This window comes from Enterobacter cloacae, from assembly GCF_013375935.1.
Classification (GTDB): domain Bacteria; phylum Pseudomonadota; class Gammaproteobacteria; order Enterobacterales; family Enterobacteriaceae; genus Enterobacter; species Enterobacter pasteurii.
The window spans coordinates 2,710,974-2,733,295 of record NZ_CP056117.1; the positions used below are offsets into that span (position 1 = coordinate 2,710,974).

At 59.0% G+C, this 22,322-nt stretch carries 15 protein-coding genes and 1 pseudogene; 3 read left to right on the top strand and 13 right to left on the bottom strand.

Annotated elements, in window-relative coordinates; all coding sequences use genetic code 11:
* Positions 1 to 20: 20 nt before the first annotated feature.
* Positions 21 to 766 (top strand): annotated as a pseudogene (locus HWQ14_RS12740) (GntR family transcriptional regulator).
* Here HWQ14_RS12740 and HWQ14_RS12745 read toward each other — a convergent pair.
* From HWQ14_RS12745 to HWQ14_RS12755, 3 genes are read right to left on the bottom strand one after another with little or no spacing between them, the layout of a single operon-like run.
* On the bottom strand, positions 740 to 1,693 hold the full coding sequence (locus HWQ14_RS12745) for a PfkB family carbohydrate kinase (protein ID WP_176609914.1): 954 nt from the start codon (positions 1,691 to 1,693) through the stop codon (positions 740 to 742). The pseudogene HWQ14_RS12740 and the gene HWQ14_RS12745 sit on opposite strands and share 27 nt — an antisense overlap.
* Complete coding sequence (locus tag HWQ14_RS12750; protein ID WP_148418265.1) at positions 1,690 to 2,694, bottom strand: ADP-ribosylglycohydrolase family protein; 1,005 nt, start codon at positions 2,692 to 2,694, stop codon at positions 1,690 to 1,692. The genes HWQ14_RS12745 and HWQ14_RS12750 overlap by 4 nt, the downstream gene beginning before the upstream one ends.
* On the bottom strand, positions 2,691 to 3,968 hold the full coding sequence (locus tag HWQ14_RS12755; protein WP_176609915.1) for a nucleoside permease: 1,278 nt from the start codon (positions 3,966 to 3,968) through the stop codon (positions 2,691 to 2,693). Before HWQ14_RS12755 ends, HWQ14_RS12750 begins: the two co-directional genes overlap by 4 nt.
* Before the next feature lie 249 nt (positions 3,969 to 4,217).
* Between HWQ14_RS12755 and fbaB the strand changes: the two genes are divergently transcribed.
* Positions 4,218 to 5,270 carry a class I fructose-bisphosphate aldolase gene (fbaB, locus tag HWQ14_RS12760; protein ID WP_176609916.1) on the top strand — a complete coding sequence of 351 codons (1,053 nt, stop codon included), beginning with the start codon at positions 4,218 to 4,220 and terminating at the stop codon, positions 5,268 to 5,270.
* Positions 5,271 to 5,338: 68 nt separating this feature from the next.
* On the opposite strand, the gene yegS is transcribed toward fbaB, so the two are convergent.
* The 10 genes from yegS to HWQ14_RS12810 all read right to left on the bottom strand — a co-directional run bounded on the left by yegS (position 5,339) and on the right by HWQ14_RS12810 (position 20,892).
* Entirely contained in the window at positions 5,339 to 6,238 is a 900-nt protein-coding gene (gene yegS, locus HWQ14_RS12765; RefSeq protein ID WP_176609917.1) for a lipid kinase YegS, read from the bottom strand.
* Between the two features lie 170 nt (positions 6,239 to 6,408).
* Positions 6,409 to 7,014 carry a hypothetical protein gene (locus HWQ14_RS12770; protein WP_022651497.1) on the bottom strand — a complete coding sequence of 202 codons (606 nt, stop codon included), beginning with the start codon at positions 7,012 to 7,014 and terminating at the stop codon, positions 6,409 to 6,411.
* Between the two features lie 7 nt (positions 7,015 to 7,021).
* The gene (locus HWQ14_RS12775; protein ID WP_063854376.1) at positions 7,022 to 7,987 is read right to left on the bottom strand and encodes a hypothetical protein; all 966 of its coding nucleotides are present in this window, start codon (positions 7,985 to 7,987) and stop codon (positions 7,022 to 7,024) included.
* Positions 7,988 to 8,396: 409 nt separating this feature from the next.
* Positions 8,397 to 9,758, bottom strand: a complete 1,362-nt coding sequence (yegQ, locus tag HWQ14_RS12780; protein ID WP_176609918.1) for a tRNA 5-hydroxyuridine modification protein YegQ — start codon at positions 9,756 to 9,758, stop codon at positions 8,397 to 8,399.
* Positions 9,759 to 9,954: 196 nt separating this feature from the next.
* Positions 9,955 to 10,677, bottom strand: coding sequence for a two-component system response regulator BaeR (gene baeR, locus HWQ14_RS12785; RefSeq protein WP_176609919.1), 723 nt, complete (start codon positions 10,675 to 10,677; stop codon positions 9,955 to 9,957).
* Positions 10,674 to 12,077: a two-component system sensor histidine kinase BaeS gene (gene baeS / locus HWQ14_RS12790; protein WP_176609920.1), complete on the bottom strand. Its 1,404-nt coding sequence runs from the start codon at positions 12,075 to 12,077 to the stop codon at positions 10,674 to 10,676. The genes baeR and baeS overlap by 4 nt, the downstream gene beginning before the upstream one ends.
* Positions 12,074 to 13,489: an MFS transporter gene (locus tag HWQ14_RS12795; RefSeq protein ID WP_176609921.1), complete on the bottom strand. Its 1,416-nt coding sequence runs from the start codon at positions 13,487 to 13,489 to the stop codon at positions 12,074 to 12,076. The genes baeS and HWQ14_RS12795 overlap by 4 nt, the downstream gene beginning before the upstream one ends.
* Positions 13,490 to 16,567, bottom strand: coding sequence for a multidrug efflux RND transporter permease subunit MdtC (mdtC, locus tag HWQ14_RS12800; RefSeq protein WP_176609922.1), 3,078 nt, complete (start codon positions 16,565 to 16,567; stop codon positions 13,490 to 13,492).
* On the bottom strand, positions 16,568 to 19,690 hold the full coding sequence (locus HWQ14_RS12805) for an MdtB/MuxB family multidrug efflux RND transporter permease subunit (RefSeq protein WP_148418251.1): 3,123 nt from the start codon (positions 19,688 to 19,690) through the stop codon (positions 16,568 to 16,570).
* On the bottom strand, positions 19,690 to 20,892 hold the full coding sequence (locus tag HWQ14_RS12810) for an MdtA/MuxA family multidrug efflux RND transporter periplasmic adaptor subunit (RefSeq protein ID WP_176609923.1): 1,203 nt from the start codon (positions 20,890 to 20,892) through the stop codon (positions 19,690 to 19,692). Before HWQ14_RS12810 ends, HWQ14_RS12805 begins: the two co-directional genes overlap by 1 nt.
* A 262-nt stretch (positions 20,893 to 21,154) precedes the next feature.
* Here HWQ14_RS12810 and HWQ14_RS12815 point away from each other — a divergent pair, with 262 nt between their 5' ends.
* A complete protein-coding gene (locus HWQ14_RS12815) occupies positions 21,155 to 22,297 on the top strand; it encodes an IS481 family transposase (RefSeq protein ID WP_432418022.1) in 1,143 nt (380 codons plus the stop codon).
* Positions 22,298 to 22,322: the final 25 nt, after the last annotated feature.

Here is a 22,322-nt window from a genome sequence, read left to right on the forward strand (position 1 = left end):
TATGCCAGAGAAAAACAGAGATGGAACAAGCGCATACCCGGTTAATTGCCCAACTCAGGGAACGCATTGCCGCGCCAGACAACATGCCGTTGTATCTGAAATTTGCCGAAACGGTGAAAAACGCGGTGCGCAGCGGGGGCTGGCACACGGGAATATTTTGCCCGGCGAGCGGGACCTGAGCCAGCTCGCCGGGGTATCGCGTATTACGGTGCGTAAAGCAATGCAGGCGCTGGAGGAGGCTGGCGTCGTCACCCGCGCCCGCGGCTACGGCACGCAGATCAACAATATCTTTGAATATTCCCTCAAAGAGGCGCGGGGTTTTTCCCAGCAGGTGGTGCTGCGCGGGAAAACGCCCAACACGCTGTGGGTCAACAGAAGCGTCGTGAAGTGCCCGGAAGAGATTGCCCGCCAGCTTTCTCTGGAGCCAGAGAGCGAGGTGTTTTTGCTTAAGCGCATCCGCTACGTGGACGACGATGCGGTATCGATAGAGGAGTCCTGGGTACCGGTAGGGTTAATTCTTAACCCGGACGACATTGGCGTCTCGCTGTATGATTACTTCCGCAGCCAGAATATCTTTCCGCAGCGCACCCGTTCACGCGTCAGCGCCTGTATGCCGGACAGCGAATTTCAGGCGCATATTAAGATGGACGATAAAATACCGGTGCTGGTTATCAGGCAAGTCGCGCTCGATCAACAGCACCGGCCAATTGAGTACAGCATCAGCTACTGCCGCAGCGATCTATACGTTTTTGTGTGCGAGGAGTAATGCCTCGCGCGTGGGGGCACAGTCTCCGCCGCGATGGCTGACCACCCAGGCGGCGACGGCGTTGCCAAGCCGTACCGCCTCCGGCAGTGACCAGCCTGCGGCCAGTCCGGCAAGCAGGCCACCCGCATGGCTGTCACCCGCGCCGATGGTATCGACGACGGTTGCTGGAAAAGCCGGAACGTGCCCCGAAGCATCACCGTCATACCAGACCGCCCCGTCTTTGTCGTGGCGCACGATCAGCGCAGCGCCGAACCGGTGTTGCCACTGCGCGCCGAGGTTTTCTGCATTCACGCCAAGCCATTCGGCAGCGAGTTCCGCCTCCTGGCGATTGAGCGATACGATCGGTTTACGGGCCATGATCCGCGCCATCAGCGGGTCGGGAATATCCGCAATGCGCGGACCGAAATCGATAAAGGCGGTCACATCCTGAAGGCTTTCCAGCCAGGCCGTCAGCAGTTCGCCGCTGGGTGAGGCAAGCTGGTAGCCGGACAGATAGACCAGGCTTTTCTCTGGTACGCTTAACCCGTCCAGCCAGCCCTGCTGCCACTGGTTCTCCACGCCGCTGAACGACATAAAGGTGCGTTCACCGTCGGGCTCCACCAGCGCCAGGCACCAGCCGTTATCGCCCGTTTCCGCTTCAACCGCACTGTGCAGATCCTGCTTCGCCATGGCGTTACGGATAATATCTGCCCACACGCCGTGGCCGACGGGGAGTGCGTTTTGCGCGGCAATGCCGAGCCGCTTCAGGGCGATGGCGATATTTAGCGCGCAGCCGCCAATATTCACCCCCTGCTGCTTCAGTTCGATATCACACCCGCGCCAGGGCAGGGCATACGCGTCGGCAATCACGTCGATGACAGCCGCACCAAGCACCGTGACCGGTCGTGTGGCATGAAGGGTTTCAAGACGGTGGGCAAAAGCGCTCATACCCCCTCCCTTTGCTCCCGGAAGTGCAGCAGCTTGTCGCAGTAATGGCCGAAATCAAGCCGGTTCACCGCATCAAGCTCGTGCTTAAGCGCGGGATCGATCGCCTGTACGCCGTGAAGCGCGCCGCAGATTGCCGTTGCCATCGCACCTATGGTGTCCGTATCGCCGCCCAGGTTGGCGCATAAAAACGCGCAGCGGTTCGGGTCGGTTCCCGCCAGTTCGACCATCGCAATGGCTGCCGGAACGGACTCAACGGTGCTCGTTCCCGCGCCAATAAGCTGATAGATCTGCTCGCTGGCCGATTCCGTACCGTTGGCTTCGCGCACGGTTTTCAGGGCCAGCTCAATGCGTGCCGAAAGCGACGCGCTGAAGGTGGTGGTGTTTGCCTCCTGGGCCGCGCGGGCGATACCCGGCAGGGCATCGGCGATGTTCTGCCAGCTTTCGCCGTCGATGGCGCGCGATACCGCCCAGGCGATGACCACAGCCCCGGCGATGGCGAGATCCGATTTATGGGTCGGGCTGGAGGCCATCGCAACCTGTTCCACAAAGTGCGCCAGGCGCGTGGCCGGCAGCAGGCAGCCCAGCGGGGAGGCGCGCATCGCCGCCCCGTTGGTGACGCCGTTGTTTTCCAGCTCGCTCACCGGCCTGCCGTCACGGATGGCGTTCAGGGCGATTTTGGACGTCGGGCCGAGCACATTCTTATTGAACGCGTCGAAGTCCAGCGCCCAGCGCAGAATATGTTTACCGATAACGTCCGGATCGATTTCTCCGTCGCATTCGATAATCGCATCGGCCAGGCACAGCGCCATCGACGTATCATCCGTAAATTCCGCCTGCTTAAAGTAGCAGGCGGCATTATTCTCAGCCGGGCCGGGTAAGAAACGGTCGATCCAGCCGAAGTGCGCTTTCACCCGCTTGCGCGGCCACAGCTCCGACGGCATCCCCATCGCATCCCCTAACGCCTGCCCATAAAGGGCACCGAGAATACGGTCTTGTTTCATTTAACTTCCCCTCGTGTCAGCGCGGTATCGCCATCAACCACCTCAATTGCGGTGATCTCTTTATCCGATTCGCGGAAAAACAGCATAAACAGCACGGCAATCACCACAATCATGATTGCGCCAAATGTCCACATTCCGGCCCAGTTGAAGGTCAGCCCATTCACCGGCTCTTTGTAAGCGAACATTTTTTCCATCATCACGCCGCCCAGGCGATAACCCAGCAGGCTACCAAAGCCCTGACAGCACAGCGTGATCAGGCCCTGCGCCGCGTTGCGCATATGCACGGGCGCTTTTTTATCCACGTAGATGTACGCGGTAACGTAATAGAAGTCATAGCTCACGCCGTGCAGCAGGATTCCGAGGAACAGCAGGGCGTAAGTGAAGTACTGCTCCGCGCCGCCGTAGACAAAGAAGCCGTAGCGAATGGCGGCGGTGATCAGGCCCAGCAGCAGGACCTTCTTAATACCAAAGCGTTTGGTAAAGAACGGCAGCGCGAGCATGAAGAAGATTTCAGAGAACTGGCCGAGCGTCATCCAGCCGGTGGCGTTTTTCATCCCCACTTCGGTGAGATAGCCGTTAGCAAAGATGTAGTAGAAGGCCAGCGGCATGGCGAACAGGAACGAGCAGAAGAAGAACACCAGGAAGTTCCTGTCGCGCAGCAGGATCAGCGCATCCAGCCCCAGCATTACCCTGAAGTCCAGCTTGCCGGTACTCTTCGGCGGGGTATCCGGCAGGAACAGCGCGAAGACGCCGAGCAGGAGAGAGCTGGCTGCGGTCATCAGCAGGGGAATATTGGTGTCAGAGATATCGCTATAGCCCATCATCTGCGGCAGGAAACCGCACGCCAGGCCGGAAGCAATCCAGCCAATGGTTCCCATTACGCGAATGCGCGGGAAGTCGGCCTCCACATCATCGACGTTCGCAAAGGCGATACTGTTGGTCAGGGCGATGGTGGGCATGTAGGTCAGAGAGTAGGCCAGCAGCAGCGGGAAGAAGGTGCTGAACTGGGTTTGCTGTGCAGCGAAGTACACCAGAATGGCGCCGGCGAACATCAGCACCGCCAGCACCTTCTGGGCGGCGAAAAAGCGGTCCGTCAGCGAGCCGACCAGGATAGGAGAGAGGATTGCGGCAATGGCGGTACAGGCATAGGACCAGCCGATTTCCCCTGCGGTAAACCCGCTTTTACTCAGCCATAGCCACAGCGGCACAAACCAGGCGCCCCAGATAAACCATTCAACGAACATCATGAATGACAGTTGGACTTTCGTTTTCATTTTTTAATCCTGCATGTCAGAGGTACGCGAGTAACATACCATGTGATAATACCTTTTAAATACCTTTAAGGCGATTGTATGATCAGTGTAACAAAAATGTTGTACACGAAACGAGCCAGCAGATTGTGCTTAAAAAAGTTGCACATGGTGGAAAATAGAGTAAGTCGGTACCAGGCTTAGTCTGCCTGCAAAAAACGCAGGTTTGGATCACACGTGCCGACATCACGTCGGACTTACGGGAGCATCACTATGACTGATATTGCGCAGTTGCTTGGCAAAGACGCCGACAGCCTTTTACAGCATCGTTGTATGACCATTCCAGCCGACCAGCTTTATCTGCCTGGCCATGACTACGTAGACCGCGTTATGGTCGACAACAACCGTCCGCCTGCCGTCCTGCGAAACATGCAGACGCTATACAATACCGGCCGTCTGGGCGGGACAGGCTACCTCTCTATTTTGCCCGTTGACCAGGGCGTTGAGCATTCTGCGGGGGCGTCGTTTGCCGCGAACCCGCTCTACTTCGATTCGAAAAACATCGTCGAGCTGGCGATTGAGGCGGGCTGTAACTGTGTCGCCTCCACCTATGGCGTGCTGGCTTCCGTATCGCGTCGCTATGCCCACCGCATTCCATTCCTCGTCAAACTGAACCACAACGAAACCCTGAGCTACCCAACCGAATACGACCAGACGCTGTACGCCAGCGTCGAGCAGGCGTTCAACATGGGCGCGGTAGCGGTGGGGGCGACCATCTATTTCGGCTCCGAGCAGTCGCGTCGTCAGATAGAAGAGATTTCCGCCGCGTTCGAGCGTGCGCATGAGTTAGGCATGGTGACCGTGCTGTGGGCCTATCTGCGCAACGCGTCGTTTAAGAAAGACGGCGTGGATTATCACGTATCTGCGGATCTCACCGGCCAGGCAAACCACCTGGCGGCGACCATCGGCGCGGACATTGTGAAGCAGAAAATGGCCGAGAATAACGGCGGGTATAAAGCGGTGAACTTCGGCTACACCGATGACCGCGTTTACAGCAAGCTGACCAGCGACAACCCGATCGATCTGGTGCGCTACCAGCTGGCGAACTGCTACATGGGCCGCGCCGGGCTGATTAACTCCGGCGGTGCGGCAGGCGGCGAAACCGACCTGACCGACGCGGTACGCACGGCGGTGATTAACAAACGCGCGGGCGGCATGGGTCTGATCCTCGGCCGTAAGGCGTTCAAAAAGTCCATGGCCGACGGCGTGAAGCTGATTAACGCGGTTCAGGATGTGTATCTGGACAGTAAAGTCACCATCGCCTGACGCTCCCATCTCCCTCTCCCTGTGGGAGAGGGTTGGGGTGAGGGCATCATTGCGCAGCGTGTTACACCTCAGCGCAACAGCATGCAGTCAGGCGGCAGCCGGCACTGCAGCGCTCCGGGCAAAACTTCGATGCGGAACCGCTCTCCGCTCAGCGGCTCCCCGTCGAGGTTAAAGGTCATGCCGTGCGGGGCGTTCACCTCAAACCACGCGGATTTCCCGTCGATAATATTCGGGCTTTCTTCCGGCTGCGTTAGCGTCGTGAACAGCGCTGGCAGCAGCCCGTCGCCGGTGAAAATACGCAGCTGTAATTGACCGTCGTTGATCAGCGCTTCCGGGCAAAGTTGCTGTCCGCCCCCTGCCTGCCGCCCGTTGCCGATACCAATCACCAGCGCGTCGCCCTGCCAGTGGAAGTTTTCACCGTGGATCTCACAGCTGTCGGGTCTGAGCGTGTCCATGCGCATCAGGCCATGGATGAGATACGAAACGCCGCCCAGCGCGGCCTTCAGTTTTTCCGGCGTTTCGCTGGTAATGCGGGTGCCGAAACCGCCCGTCGCCATATTGATAAAGCAGGTTTGTTCATTTACCTGAGCAATATCGACGGCGGTAGCCTTACCGAGAATGGCCAGCTGTAGCGCTTTTCCCACATCCTCCGGAATACCGGCGCTGGTGGCAAAATCGTTGGCGGTACCGAGCGGTAAAATCCCCATCGCCGGGCGAGCTGCGGCGTTGAGGTCAATGAGCGCACCGGCGATCTCGTTGATCGTTCCGTCGCCGCCGCCGGAAATGATAGTCTGAACACCTAACCTGATGCCCTCGTCGATGTAGCGCGCCGCATCGCCTTTTTCAAACGTTACCCGCACGTGTATGCATGCTCCGTCTTCACGCAATTCGGTAATCGCCTGGCGCAGCAGATCGTTGCCTGCACTCTTGCCGTTAAGAATTAATAAACTGTCTGGATAGGTTGCCATCCGGGTTGCTCCCTTTTTTAGCTATAGAAAGAGTGTATCCCAGAGAGGGAAAAAGCGGGTAAGAACAGGATGAAAGGCAAAAAATAAGCCCGCGTAAGGGCTTTGAAATCGACTAAAGAACCCCGTAGCGCTTACAGTGCATACTACTGCCGCTCAATTGACTATTGTGGTCAACGTTTGAGGTGTGACATTGGCCTTGCCTCGATTTTGAGCTGCTTACGCCAGACCCGATTATGTAGCGTTAGCGCAATGGAGCGGTAAAAAATCGATGAATTCATCCACATAATGTTCAGAAAGAAACATCCCAGCCCCAGCAAAGAGGTTATTTGCGGTGTGTAGTTCTCAACAGGGCCGAATAAAAGCGAAATCCCCGTCCAGATGAAATAAATGATGCTCATTATGCCTGTCAGCGTAATGACGAAAATATGCAGTTTATATCCAGGTAAAGAACCTCGTGTAGTCAGAAACATCGTGCTCATCACTACCAGGCAATACACAATCGCTGCAATGAATACTCCCATCATAACCTTAAATTCGGGTAAGCCGAGCCAGCGAAACAGCAACAACCAGAGAGACACTTGCAGCATGGCGTAGCAAAAAATAGCCAGTAACGTGCTCACTGCCAAAGGAATTCCTGTCATATGGACGCCCACAGGAACGCCGAACCGATCTTTTAACTGTTCTTTTAATGTTTCAAGCTGGTTGAGATCATCGGTCGCCATTTTACTTTTAACCAAAGCACTTAATGCAAGGCTATCTTTAATGTATTTCATCATGGACGGGTCAATAACTTCCTGTAAATGAAAAAGACTGAATTAAACCAAAAATGTATTTACCCGTTTGTGCAACATTCTGTGGATTTCTGATATTTCCTGAGATGGCACTTCCAACGAAGGCAGAGGAATTTGAAATGGTGTTCAGCAACTCACGCTGTAAGAGCAACTGCAACGCTTCTGACGGATAACGTTTGGGATACACGCCTGCCTTCATTGCTGCTTTTACACCTGAATTCGAGATGCCGGGATTGCGGATACGAATAATCTCCTCTGTTAATCGCGTACGGTCGGCCCGGCTCATTTTTTGTAATAAGGAGAGCAAACTCTCAGACGATGAACGGTTAAGAAGGCGATATGTTAATGCAGCGCTTTTTAGACCCGCAGCAGCCCCGGCAAGAGAAATCGCATCCAGGGCTGTGTTGGTTGCTGTATACCACTCCTGGGAGTCCATCCACGCAACGTAGTCATCATGATTCATAGCAATCAACGATAGTCGGCCAAGCCCATTTGCACATTGAATTCCAGTTGCTACACCACCGGCTAAAATCACAGCGGCTATAGCACCGGAAGACCCTGCAGTGAGAGGTATAGCCATACCGGCCCCTGCCGCAAGTACAACAGTAAGAATTGCGGCTCCGCAGGAAATTGCCGTTGAACCAATTTCAGTCGCCAGGGAAGGGGACTGAATCGTAGCCGTTGTTGCGTGAACGGGGTTAACTTGTGAGGCATTTACTTTGGTTATGACTACATGACTAACCGAGCTTTCGTTTGGTGTCGCAATCCTTCTTGATGGCCTTACTAGCCACTGACGTGTACCGTCTGAGTAGATAATCCCGGCCTGGCTAAAATTTCTGCTGCAGTCTAGTTGACCAGCAAGTGCTGTGAAATTTATATCGCCGCCAGAGGCAAGACCAAGACTGCGTGCGAGTTCGTAATCTGGAAGATCTTTTGAAAACTGTCCTGTGAATGTCACTTCATCTCTCCGTCCGTGTGACACGTTGACTGTTATTAAATCAAGAGTAAAGGTCCTGTTAACACTTAAAATTAGGAATGTTCCGAATAGTGTTCATCCCTCTCAAATCCATTAAAAAATGTGATTAGCATCCTTTCTTCGTTCGATTTCCTTAGATGATACGCCTGATGCTGACACAAACCTTTCCCGGGTCAATGCAACGCCATATTTATCAGGGGGAAGAATTTCAGGAGTTAACAAAAAAATAAGCCCGCGTAAGGGAGATTACGCAGGCTAAGGAGGTGGTTCCTGGTACAGCTAGCATTTATGGGTTATGTTTTTCAGCGGGGGGATAATACCCATATTGAACGAAGCGGTATGTGATCCGATTCTAAGAATTATCCCGGCGTGAAAAAATCCCGCTGATTGACTATTTGCCGTGCGGATTTCGGGTGTTTTCACCTTCAAAATTGCGCATCAGCAGCGCAAACTCCAGCTCCACCTCTTCCGGTACCGGCAGCCACACGGTGTGTCCGTCACCCGGCGCAACCTCAATCGCTTCACCTTTACCGTTTTCCAGATGCTCCAGACGGAAGTTCATGTTGCCCTGCGGGGTCATCAGCTCCAGGCTGTCGCCTTTAGTGAATTTGTTTTTTACCGCCACGGCCGCCAGCGCGCCTTTGCGCTCGCCGGTGAAGTCGCCGACAAACTGCTGACGCTCGGAAACGGAGTAGCCGTGATCGTAGTTCTGGTAGTCGTCGTGCGTATGGCGACGCAGGAAGCCTTCGGTATAGCCGCGATGCGCCAGGCCTTCCAGCGTTTCCAGCAGGCTGGTGTCGAACGGTTTTCCGGCGGCGGCATCGTCAATGGCTTTACGGTACACCTGCGCGGTGCGGGCGCAGTAGTAGTAAGACTTGGTGCGCCCTTCGATTTTCAGCGAGTGCACGCCCATCTGGGTCAGGCGCTCAACGTGCGCAATGGCGCGCAGATCTTTCGAGTTCATGATGTAGGTGCCGTGCTCGTCCTCAAAGGCGGTCATATACTCGCCCGGGCGTTTGGCTTCTTCAATCATAAACACGCTGTCGGTTGGCGCGCCGATGCCAAGCGTAGGCTCAACGTTCGTAACCGGTATCGGCTCGTGTTTGTGCACGATATTGCCGATGTCATCCTCTTTGCCTTCCTGAACGTTGTACTCCCAGCGGCAGGCGTTGGTGCAGGTACCCTGGTTCGGATCGCGCTTGTTGATATAGCCGGAGAGCAGGCAGCGGCCGGAGTAGGCCATGCACAGGGCGCCGTGAACGAAGATTTCGATTTCCATATCCGGCACCTGGGTGCGGATCTCTTCGATCTCTTCAAGGGACAGTTCGCGAGACAGAATGACGCGGGTCAGCCCCATCTGTTTCCAGAATTTCACCGTTGCCCAGTTGACGGCATTAGCCTGCACGGAGAGATGAATATCCATCTCCGGGAAGTTCTCCCGAACCAGCATGATTAAACCCGGGTCCGACATGATCAGCGCGTCCGGCCCCATGTCCACCACCGGCTTCAGGTCGCGAATGAACGTTTTCAGCTTGGCGTTGTGCGGCGCGATGTTGACTACCACGTAGAATTTTTTGCCCAGAGCATGCGCTTCGTTGATGCCGAGCTGCAGGTTCTCGTGGTTGAATTCGTTGTTGCGCACGCGCAGCGAGTAGCGCGGCTGGCCCGCGTAGACGGCGTCGGCACCGTAGGCGAAAGCGTAACGCATATTTTGCAGCGTTCCCGCCGGGGAAAGGAGTTCCGGTTTAAACATGTTTGTTCTCGTTCTGATGACAGGTCAGATCCGCATACACCTGGTGCAGCGGTAAGGGGAGATCCCCCACTTTAAGGGCGGGCATTGTAGCGCTGCGGGGCGGGGAGGTAAAGCCCGGAGCCCTCACCCTGCCCTCTCCCCAAAGGGGAGAGGGTGTTTTAGTCCCCTTTGGAGAGAGGGTGAGGGGAGAATGCTGTCAGGTAATCCGGCACGCGTCCGCTTCCCAGCGATACCCCACGCCATACACCGCGCGGATAAACGACTGGTCGGCATCCAGCGCCTCCAGCTTGCGGCGCAGGTTTTTGATGTGGCTGTCGATGGTGCGGTCGGTTACCACGCGGTAGTCGTCATACAGGTGGTTGAGCAGCTGTTCGCGGGAAAACACTTTCCCCGGCTCGTGGGAGAGGGTTTTCAGCAGGTGGAACTCGGCGGGCGTCAGGTCCAGCATTTTGCTGCGCCAGCTCGCCTGGAAGCGGCTTTCGTCAACAATTAGCGGGCTTTGCGCATCCTGCACCTGAAGTTCGCGCTGCGGCTTGCAGCGGCGCAGAATGGTTTTCACGCGGGCAACCACCTCCCGCGGGCTGTATGGCTTGCAGATGTAATCGTCCGCGCCAATTTCCAGTCCCAGCAGGCGGTCGATCTCTTCTATTTTGGCCGTCACCATCACGATGGGAACGTCGGAAAAACGACGAATCTCGCGGCACAGGGTCAGGCCGTCGGTGCCCGGCAGCATCAGGTCCAGCAGGATTAAATCCGGCGGCGTCTGGCGCACGTAGGGCAGTACCTGGTCGCCGTGGCTGATAAGCGACGGGGCATAGCTTGCGGCGCGTAAATAGTCGATCAGTAGCTGCCCAAGCTTAGGCTCGTCTTCCACGATCAAAATGCGCGGCGTGTTGTCGTCAATCGGTAATTCGGTCATGCTTCCCTCGATAAATCCCGTTCCAGAGGTAACTCTACTGTAATGCTAACCCCGCCAAAAGGCGAATGCGCGGCGCGAATGGTGCCGCCGTGCGCCTCCACGATGTTGACGCAAATCGCCAGCCCGAGACCGGAGCCGCCGCTGGCGCGGTTGCGGGAACCTTCGGTGCGGTAAAAGCGCTCGAACAGTCTTTCCAGCTGCGCATCCTTTACGCCAGGGGCGGAGTCCGCGAAGGTCAGGGCAAAGCGTCCGTTCTCCTGCCTGCCGGAAATATGTGGCGCGCCGCCGCCGTCGGTATAGCGAAGGCTGTTTTCCAGCAGGTTATTGAACAGCTGCATCAGGCGATCTTTGTCGCCAAACACCACCGCGCTGTCCGGCAGCGAGAGGTTGATTTTCAGGTCACGGCTGGCGAAGCGTTCCCGGAACGCGCCGGTCGCGACTTCAAGGATATTGATCGCGTCGACTGGCGCCTTCTGGTAGGCCAGCGCGCCTTCGTCGGACATGGAAAGCTGATGCAGATCGTTCACCAGCTTGGTCAGCGTACCCACCTCCGCCTGCAACGAGGCCACGGATTCGGGGGTGAACTGCCGCACGCCGTCCTGAATCGCCTCCAGCTCGCCGCGCAGCACCGCCAGCGGGGTGCGCAGCTCGTGCGAAATATCAGCCATAAAGTCGCGGCGCATCTGCTGGTTTTTCTCCAGCGTGCTGGCGAGCTGGTTGAAGTCCTGCGCCAGCTTGCCCAGTTCATCCTGACTGCGGGTGTCCACGCGGGTAGAGAAATCGCCCGCCGCCAGCTTGTGCGTACCCTCAACCAGACGCTTAACCGGCGCCAGCAGGCCCCGCGCCAGCGGGAAGGTGGCGAGTGCCGCAAGCAGGGTGGAGAGGGCGACGATCAGCCAGCTGGTCTGACGCTGCTGGCGGTCAAAGTTGATGTCGGTGTTGCGCGTCAGCCGCTCGACCGGCGAGGCAATAACCCAGCCTACCGTGGCGCCGTTCGAGGTGATGGCGCGCTTTGTACCATCCGGCGGTACCGGCGAGCGCGGGCCGACGAGCACGCGCCTGTCCTGGTCTATCACCCAGAACTGGGTGCGCCAGCCGTGCGGCGGCATGCCCGGCCCCGGGCGGTCGTCGTCATTATCGTGCTCCAGCGAGCGAAGAATTTGAAACACAAAGCGGTCGTTGTTGCGCAGAAAACGCCAGTTACCGTGCAGGCCGTACTGCTCGCCCAGCGCGTCGCTTAAGCCCTGTAACCGCTGCTCGTTTCCGTGCTTGATGTAATCAATAAAGCCGCGCTCGAAGCTGACCCGCACCGCCCAGTGCATGGTGATCAGCAGAACAATACAGGTGGCGAAAATGGCTAAAAAAAGCTTGCCGGTGATCCCGGGACGCCAGAATTTCATGGTGCACTCCTTTTGCCGCGGCGGAGCACGACGTTTTTAGTCGCGTCATTCGGCACTCTGGCAAAGATAAAAGCGGGCAGGGCGATAATGACCGCCATGCTGATATAGGTATAGAAAAAGACCTGATGCGCGACGGGGGTGTCGACGCTGAGATGCTGCTGGCCGTACATACCCAGCAGCATACCGGCCACCGTGACCCCCACGCTCATGGAAAGCTGCATGATCATCGACAGCAGGCTGTTGCCGCTGCTCGCCAGCTCGTCCGGCAGATCCTTAAGCGTCAGGGTGTTCATCGATGAAAAGCGCATGGCGTTGATTGTCCCCTGCAAAAACAGCACCAGCGGCAGGATGTAGTACCAGCCCAGCAGCGCCACGGCCATAAACAGCAGGCTGACCAGCGCCAGCCCGAGCGTTGACGCCACCAGCACGCGGCGATAGCCGAAGCGGTTTACTACCTGCACCACGATGCGCTTCATCCCCATGCTGCCGAGCACCATCGGGATCATCATCAATCCGGCATGGAACGGCGAAAAGCCCATGCCGATCTGCAAAAACACCGGCGTCATAAACGGCAGCATGCCGCTGCCGATGCGCCCGGCGAAGCTGCCGAGCAGCCCCAGACGGTAGGTGGGGTTTTTAAACAGCTTCAGGCTGAACAGCGCCTTCTCGTTGCCTCTGGCATGCCACAGGTACCAGAGGATGGCGGTAATTCCCAGCCCTACCAGCGCGGCGAGCGAGAGGGCCGAAATGCCCAGCCCTTTTTGGCCGTCGAGCGCCAGGGTGAGCGTTGCCATCCCGGCAGCCAGCAGGATAAAGCCGAAGAAATCGAAGCGCCGGGTCTGCATTTTGTAGTTCGGCATCAGCATCAGGGTGGCAATCGCGCCGATGATGCCGACCGGAAGGTTGATCAGGAAAATCCAGTGCCAGGACGCGTACTCCACCAGCACCCCGCCCAGCGCCGGGCCGAGCAGCGGGCCAACCTGACCGGGCAGGGTGACGAAGGTCATCGCCGCCATATACTGCTCGCGCGGAACAATTTTCATCACCGTTAAACGCCCGACGGGCACCATCATCGCGCCGCCGACGCCCTGCAGCACGCGCGCCATCACCAGCCGATCGAGGGTATTGGCCTGAGCGCACAGCAGCGAGCCGGCGGTAAACAGCACGATGGCGGTAAAGAAGATATTCCGCACGCCGACCTTATCCGCCAGCCAGCCGCTGGCGGGCAGCATCACGGCGACCGTCAGCACGTAGGCGACAATCACCATATGCATGTGCAGCGGGCTCTCCCCCAGGCTTTTGGCCATCGAGGGGAGGGCGGTGTTAACGATGGTCGTGTCCAGCGACTGCATAAAGAAGCCGAACGCGACTATCCACAACTGCCAGCGAACGTTACCGGGGAGTTCGGTCATTTACTCGGTCACCGTGGTTCTCTTTTTACGCGAAAAACGCAGCCGCAGGCGATCGAAGAACAGATAGACCACCGGCGTGGTGTACAGGGTCAACAGCTGGCTCATCACCAGCCCGCCGACGATGGTGATCCCCAGCGGCTGGCGCAGCTCAGAGCCGTCACCGCCGGAAATAACCAGCGGCAGGGCACCGAACAGCGCCGCAAGCGTAGTCATCATGATCGGGCGAAAACGCAGCAGACAGGCCTGAAATATCGCCTCGTCCGGCGTGAGGTTGCCGTTGCGCTGGGCGTCCAGCGCAAAGTCGACCATCATAATCGCGTTTTTCTTCACAATACCTATTAATAGCATGATCCCGATAAGCGCGATGAGGCTGAAGGGCGCACCGAACAGCTCCAGGGCCAGCAGCGCTCCCACGCCCGCTGAAGGAAGCGTTGAGAGAATGGTTAACGGATGCACGTAGCTTTCATAAAGCACGCCCAGCACGATATAGACCGTCGCAATCGCCGCCAGAATCAAAATGACCTGCGAGTTCATGGTCTCCTGGAATACCTGCGCCGTACCGGCAAAGCTGCCGCGCACGGAGGAGGGCACACCGAGCTGGGTCATGGCGCGGTTGATGGCATCGCTGGCCTCAGAAAGCGACGAGCCGGTCGGCAGGTTAAACGACACGGTCGAGGCGGCAGAAAGCCCCTGATGGTTCACCGACAGCGGCGCGTTCGACGGCTGCCAGCTGGCGAAGTACGACAGCGGAATCGCCTTGCCGTCGCTGTTGATGACAAACATCTTGTCCAGCGCGCTGATGTCCTGGGTGTAGCGCGGATCCACCTCCATCACCACCTTATACTGGTTCATCGGCTGGTAGATGGTGGACACTTCGCGCTGGCCGAAGGCGTTGTTAAGCAGGCTGTTAGCCGCTTCGACGTTAATGCCCAGCCGCGCCATGGTTTCACGATCGTAGGTGAGCGCCATCTCCGCGCCGTTGTTCTGGCTGTCGGAGTTCACGTCCGCCAGCTGCGGCAGCGCGGCCAGCGCTTTACGTATTTTCGGCTCCCATTCGCGCAGGGCGGATAAATCGTCCGAGAGCAGGGTGTACTGGTAGCTGGCGTTAGCCTGACGACCGCCGACGCGGATATCCTGCACGGCCATCAGAAACAGGTTTGCCCCCGGCTCTTTGGCGAGCTTCACCCGCAGGCGGTCAATCACCTGCTGCGCGGTGTCGTTACGCTCGCCGCGCGGCTTAAGGGTAATAAACATCATCCCGCTGTTGACGCGCGAGCCGCCGGTAAAGCCGGTCACGTTGTCCACGGCCGGATCTTCCCGGATGATCTTCATAAAGTCCTGGAGCTTGCCGCGCATCGCCTGGAACGAAATGCTCTGGTCCGCCTGAATGCCCCCCATCAGTACCCCGGTATCCTGCTCCGGGAAGAAGGTTTTTGGGATGGTGATGTACATCCAGACGTTAAGGCCAATGGTGGCGATAAGCACCAGCCCGACCATCCGCGTGTGGTTCAGCACCCACTTCAGCGACCGGCCGTAGCCCTCCTGCATCGCCATCAGGAAACGGCCAAAGCCTTTGCGGCGCGGCTGGGAGTGCGGCCTGCTGCGCCTGAGCATCCAGCCGCACATCATTGGCGTGAGCGTCAGCGAGATAACCAGCGAAATGCCAATCGCCACCGAGAGGGTAACGGCAAATTCACGCAGCAGCCGTCCGGGGAGGCCGCCCATCAGCAGCAGCGGCAGGAATACCGCCACCAGCGACAGGCTCATGGACAGCACCGTGAAGCCCACCTCGCGCGTTCCCTGAAGCGCCGCCTGCAATGGCTTCATGCCTGCTTCCAGATGGCGCGAGATATTCTCCAGCACCACGATGGCGTCATCCACCACAAAGCCGGTGGCAATCGTCAGCGCCATCAGCGACAGGTTGTTGAGGCTAAAGCCGCACAGGTACATGGCGGCAAAAGTGCCTATCAGCGACACCGGCACCGCAACGGCGGGAATAAGCGTGGCGCGACCCGAGCGCAGGAACAGAAACACCACCAGGATCACCAGCGCCACGGAGATAATCAGCGTTTGCTCCACCTCTTCGAGCGAGGCGCGAATAGTGGGGGAGCGGTCCTGCGCAATCTGCAGATCGATAGCTGCCGGAATGGTTTCCTGCAGCTCCGGCAGGCGCGCGCGGATGCTGTTCACCGTCTGGATGATGTTGGCTTCCGGCAGCTTGCGGATCATCAGCAAAATCGCCGGTTTGGCGTTGGTCATCCCGGCGTTACGCACGTCCTGCACCGAGTCGGTAACGCTGGCAACGTCGCTTAAGCGCACCGCCGCGCCGTTGTTGTAGTGAATAATCAACGGCTGATACTCGGCGGCGGTTTTCAGCTCGTCGTTGGTCTGGATCTGCCAGCGGTGGCTGCCGTCCTCAATCGCCCCCTGGGGCTTGCGCACGTTGGCGCTGCTGATGGCGGAGCGCACATCGTCCAGCGACACGCCCTGATTAAACAGCGCCTGCGGATTCAGCCCCACGCGCACGGCGGGCAGGGAGCTGCCGCCGACGTCCACGTCGCCCACGCCGTCAATCTGGGCAATGGTCTGCGCCAGCTGCGTGGAGGCAAAATCGTACAGCTCGCCCTGAGAGTAGGTCTCCGAGGTGAGCGTCAGGATCATGATCGGCGCATCGGACGGGTTGGCTTTGCGGTAGGTTGGGCGGCTCGGCATGCCGCTCGGCAGCAGGCTTTGCGCGGCGTTGATCGCGGCCTGCACGTCACGCGCCGCGCCGTTGATGTCCCGGTCGAAGCTGAACTCCAGGATGATGCGCGTGCTGCCCAGCGAGCTGCTGGAGGTCATTTCGTTGACCCCTGCAATGCGCCCAAGCGACCGTTCAAGCGGCGTCGCAACGGACGAGGCCATGGTTTCAGGCGACGCGCCCGGCAGCGAGGCGCTGACCATGATCACCGGAAAATCCACCTGCGGCAGCGGCGCCACCGGCAGCAGCCGGAAGCCCAGCACGCCGCACAGCGTAATGGCGACGGAGAGCAATATGGTCGCCACCGGGCGGTAAATGAAGAGGGCGAAAAACTTCACTTACGCCTCCTCTTCACGTTTCGGGAAGCGGCTTTTCGTCCACAGCGCCAGACGGTCAAACAGCAGGTAAATGACCGGCGTGGTGAACAGCGTCAGCACCTGGCTCACCAGCAGGCCGCCGACCATGCCGATACCCAGCGGACGGCGCAATTCCGCCCCCACGCCGGTGCTCAGCATCAGCGGCAGCGCGCCCAGCAGGGCGGCGAGGGTAGTCATCAGGATCGGACGAAAGCGCAGCAGGCAGGCCTGGTATATAGCCTCGCGCGGCGCCATGCCCTGCTCGCGCTCGGCGGCAAGGGCAAAGTCGATCATCATGATGGCGTTTTTCTTCACGATCCCGATAAGCAGGATGATGCCAATTATCGCGATCACGTCCAGCTCGCTGCCCGCCAGCATCAGCGCCAGCAGCGCCCCTACGCCCGCCGTCGGCAGGGTGGAGAGAATAGTGATCGGATGGATAAAGCTCTCATACAGCACCCCGAGCACGATATACATCGCCACCACAGCCGCGACAATCAGCCAGACGGTGCTGCCCAGCGCGGCCTGGAACGCCAATGTACTGCCCTGGAACTGGGTCTGAATGTCGGACGGGAAGCTGAGCGCTTTCTCTGCGCCCAGAATAGCCTCCACCGCCTCGCCCAGCGAATAACCGTCCGGCACGTTGAAGGAAATGGTGGTGGACGGGAACTGATCGAGATGGTTAATCGACAGCGGGGTATGACGCTCCTCCACCGTCGCGATGGCGCTTAGCGGCACAATGCCGCCGTCTTTGCTGGTCAGGCGTACCGAGTCCAGCGCGGCCAGCCCCGGCGTATTTTCCGTGTTGTGCTCCAGCACCACGCGGTACTGGTTCGCCTGGGTATAGATGGTGGAGATGAGGCGCTGGCCAAAGGCGTTATACAGCGCGTTATCCACGTCGGACATGGTAATGCCGAGGCGGCTGGCGGTGTCGCGGTTGACGTTGACGTAGGCCGCCAGCCCTTTGTCCTGCCAGTCGCTGCTGACGTCAGAAACCTGCGGCAGCGCCTTCAGCCTGTCGACCAGCTGCGGCACCCAGGTGCTCAGGGCCTCGAGCGAGGTGGCCTGGAGCGTGAACTGGTACTGCGTGCGGCTTACCTGGGTATCGATGGTTAAATCCTGAATCGGCTGCAGGTACAGCTCAATGCCCGGCACCCGCGCCACGGCGTTTTGCAGACGCTCAATCACCGCGCTGATGCGATCGTCGCGGTCATCGAGCGGTTTGAGGTTAATTTGCAGGCGCGCGCTGTTCAGCGCCGGGTTAGTGCCGTCCACGCCCACGTAGGCGGTCAGGCTTTCCACCGCCGGATCCTTCATGACGATCTCCGCCACCTGCTGCTGGCGCTGCGCCATGTTCGCGAAGGAGACCGACTGCGGCGCCTGAAGCGTGCCCTGAATAATGCCGTTATCCTGAATCGGGAAGAAGCCTTTCGGGATGAATACCCACAGCATCACGCTGAGCGCCAGCGTACCCAGCGCCACGCCGAGCGTTGCCCAGGGATGGTTCAGCACTTTCGCCAGCACGCGGCCGTAGGCGGCAATAACGCGCTCGAACATCCGCTCAGAGGCGCGGGAGAAGCGGTTTTGCCTGCGCAGGGACTCATGGCTCAGCATGCGGGCGCACATCATCGGCGTGAGCGTCAGCGACACCACGGCGGAGATGAGAATGGCGACCGCCAGCGTGACGGCAAACTCGCGGAACAGGCGGCCGACGATATCGCCCATAAACAGCAGCGGGATCAGCACCGCAATCAGCGAAAAGGTCAGGGAGATGATGGTAAAGCCGATTTCACCGGCCCCTTTCAGCGCGGCGGCCAGCGGTTTTTCGCCCTTTTCGATATAGCGCGAGATGTTCTCGATAACCACGATGGCGTCATCCACCACGAACCCGGTGGCGATGGTCAGCGCCATCAGCGTCAGGTTGTTGATGGAGAAATCGAGGAACACCATCACCGCGAAGGTGCCGACCAGCGAGAGCGGCACCGCGACGGCAGGAATGATGGTGGCCGGGACGTTACGCAGGAACAGGTAGATGATCATCACCACCAGCGCAATCGCCAGCATTAGCTCAAACTGGGTGTCGGTGACCGAGGCGCGAATGTTGGTGGTGCGATCCGAAAGCACCTTCACGCTGACCGACTTCGGCAGGCTTTCCACCAGCTGCGGCAGCATGGTGCGAATGCTGTCGGCGGTATCAATAATGTTCGCGCCCGGCTGGCGCTGCACGTTCATGACGATTGCCTGCTGCCCGTTGGCCCACGCCCCGAGCCAGCTGTTTTCAGCCCCTTGCTCAACGGTAGCAACGTCGCCAAGGCGGATCGGCGCGCCGTTTTGATAGGCCACAATCAGCTGGCGGTACTCATCGGCGGACTGCATCTGGTCGTTGGCGGAGAGGGTGACCGCCCGGTCAGGGCCGTCCAGCGAGCCTTTCGCCGAGTTGACGTTAGCGCTGCTGATAGCGGTGCGAATGGTTTCGCTGGTCAACCCCAGCGCGGCGATGGCCTGGGCGTTGAGCTTAACGCGCACGGCGGGGCGTTGGCCGCCCGCGAGGGTTACCAGCCCCACGCCGGAGACCTGCGAAATCTTCTGCGCCACGCGGGTTTCGACCATGTCTTCCACCTGCGTCATCGGCATAGCGGACGACGTCACGGCAAGCGTCATGATCGGCGGATCCGCCGGGTTGACCTTGCTGTAGACCGGCGGGTTCGGCAGGTCAGACGGCAGCAGGTTGGTGGCGGCGTTAATGGCGGCCTGCACCTCCTGCTCGGCAACGTCCAGCGACAGCGTAAGCTGGAACTGAAGCGTCACCACCGACGCGCCGCCGGAACTCTGGGAGGACATCTGCTTCAGGCCAGACATCTGGCCAAACTGGCGCTCCAGCGGGGCGGTGATGGCGGACGTGACCACATCCGGGCTGGCGCCCGGATAGAGCGTGATAACCTGAATGGTCGGATAGTCCACTTCCGGCAGCGCCGACACGGGCAGAAAACGGTAGCCAATGATCCCGGCCAGCAGGATCGCCACCATCAGCAGGGTCGTTGCGACCGGACGTAAAATAAACAGGCGTGAAGGCCCACCTGTAGAGCTCGGCGGCATTACCTGCATCAGGCTTTTGCTCCCGCGGTCCGGGCTTCCACCACCTCGACCTGCGCGCCTTCGGTCAGGCGGTCGATACCGTCGGTCACGACGCGGTCACCCGCAGAAAGCCCGGCGTCGATGACCACCGTCTGGCTGTCCTGGATGCCGGTTTTCACCAGATGCTTGCTAACCTTGTTTTCGCCGTTGAGCACCCAGACAAAGTTGCCTTCACTGCCCATTTGCAGGGCCGCCGTTGGGATGACTACCGCGTTTTCCTCGGTCGCAACCAGCATTCGCGCATTGACGAACTGGTTCGGGAACAATGCATCGTCCTGATTGTTAAAGCGTGCTTTCAGCTTGATGGTGCCGGTGGTGGTGTCGATCTGGTTATCCAGGCTCAGCAGCGTGCCTTCGCTCAGCTTCTTCTTGTTGGTGCGATCCCAGGCTTCCACCACCAGCGCTTTTCCGGCCTTCTGCGCCTGCACTACCGTGGCGATGTCGCTTTCCGGCAGGGTAAAGACCAGATCGACGGGATGCGTCTGGGTGATCACCACGATGCCCGTGGTGTCGCCGCTGGAAATTTGGTTGCCGATATCCACCTGCTTCAGGCCGACGCGCCCGTCAATCGGCGCGACGATCCGGCTCCAGTCGAGCTGCAGCTGGGCGCTGGCGACCGCGGCCTCGTCGGCCTTAATGGTCCCCTGAGACTCGCTGACCAGCGACTGCTGGGTATCCAGCTCCTGACGCGACACGAGGTTGGTTTTGACCAGCTGCTGATAGCGGGCTAAATCACGCCGGGCGTTGGCAAGGGTGGCTTTATCTTTCGCGAGCTGCCCCTGCGCCTGCGCGAGCGCCACCTTAAACTGGCTTGGATCGATTTCGGCCAGCAAATCCCCGGCTTTCACCTGCTGACCTTCCTGGAAGTGAATGGCCATCAGCTGACCGTCCACGCGGCTGCGCACCGTGACGGTATTGGCGGCGGTTACGGTTCCAAGCCCGGTGAGATAACGAGGTACCGCTTTATTCACCGCCGTTGCCGCCTGCACCGGCGCCAGCGCGCCGCCGCGCATACCCTGGCGACCCCCGCCCGCCGGGCGCTGAGACGGGCTGCTGGCGCCTGCGGGAGCCGTGGAGTTCGCGGACTGACTGTGCCAGTACCAGGCGGCGGCAAGGACCACCACAAAAAGACCTGCGGCGATTGCCCAGCGGGATTTGTTACAGCCTTTCATCGTTATACGTTCTCATCCTGAAGCTCTTTCGGGGAATGATACTAGTTTAGTCAGGTAACACAGCGGAAAAATGGAGGAAATATGGAACACTGTCAGGAATGGTCTGAATGGAGGTAAACGCAAAACGGCAACATCCGTTGCCGTTTTTGGTGTTTGCACCCTCTCCCTGTGGGTGTACGGTCCGGGGACATCGTGAACACTTGTTCGGGGACATGGTAGACACTTACAACTAAGGCATAAGAACCCGTTTATGGAGTCGCTTATGCCCTGGGATGCGAGAGATACCATGTCATTACGTACCGAGTTTGTTTTGTTCGCCTCGCAGGACGGGGCGAACATCCGTTCCCTCTGCCGTCGCTTCGGCATTTCACCTGCCACCGGCTATAAGTGGCTTCACCGCTGGGCGGAGGAAGGGGCCGCGGGCCTTCAGGACCGCCCGCGCATACCGCACCATTCCCCGAGCCGCTCATCTGACGACATCACTGCCCTGCTGCGTATGGCCCATGGCCGCCATCAACGCTGGGGCGCGCGCAAGATAAAGCGCTGGCTGGAAGACCAGGGGCACACTATGCCCGCCTTCAGCACCGTTCATAACCTGATGGCTCGTCACGGCCTGCTGCCGGGCACTTTACCGGGCATTCCCGCCACGGGGCGGTTCGAACATTACGCGCCGAACCGGCTCTGGCAGATGGATTTTAAGGGCCATTTTTCCTTTGGCGGGGGCCGCTGCCATCCGCTCACCCTGCTGGACGACCACTCCCGTTTTTCCCTGTGCCTGGCGCACTGTACCGATGAACGGCGCGAGACCGTGCAGCAGCAGCTGGTCAGCGTGTTTGAACGCTACGGCCTGCCGGACCGGATGACGATGGATAACGGCTCACCGTGGGGAGACACCACCGGCACCTGGACGGCGCTGGAGCTGTGGCTGATGCGTCTGGGTATCCGGGCGGGGCACTCCCGGCCGTATCATCCGCAGACGCAGGGTAAGCTGGAGCGTTTTCACCGCAGCCTGAAGGCAGAGGTGCTGCAGGGGAAGTGGTTCGCGAGCGGGGGTGAACTGCAGCGCGCCTTCGACCACTGGCGGACGGTCTATAACCTTGAACGCCCGCATGAGGCGCTGGATATGGCGGTACCGGGCTCGCGGTATAAGCCGTCTGCACGGCAGTACAGCGGCAACACACCGCCCCCGGAATACGACGAGGGCGTGATGGTCAGGAAAGTGGATATCAGCGGAAAGCTGAGCGTGAAAGGGGTAAGTCTGAGCGCAGGCAAGGCGTTCAGGGGAGAACGGGTCGGGCTGAAGGAGATGCAGGAAGACGGCCGCTACGAGGTGTGGTGGTACAGCACGAAAGTGGGGGTGATCGACCTGAAGAAAAAGTCGATCACCATGGGTAAAGGATGTTAAAAAGTGTTCACCATGTCCCCGAACA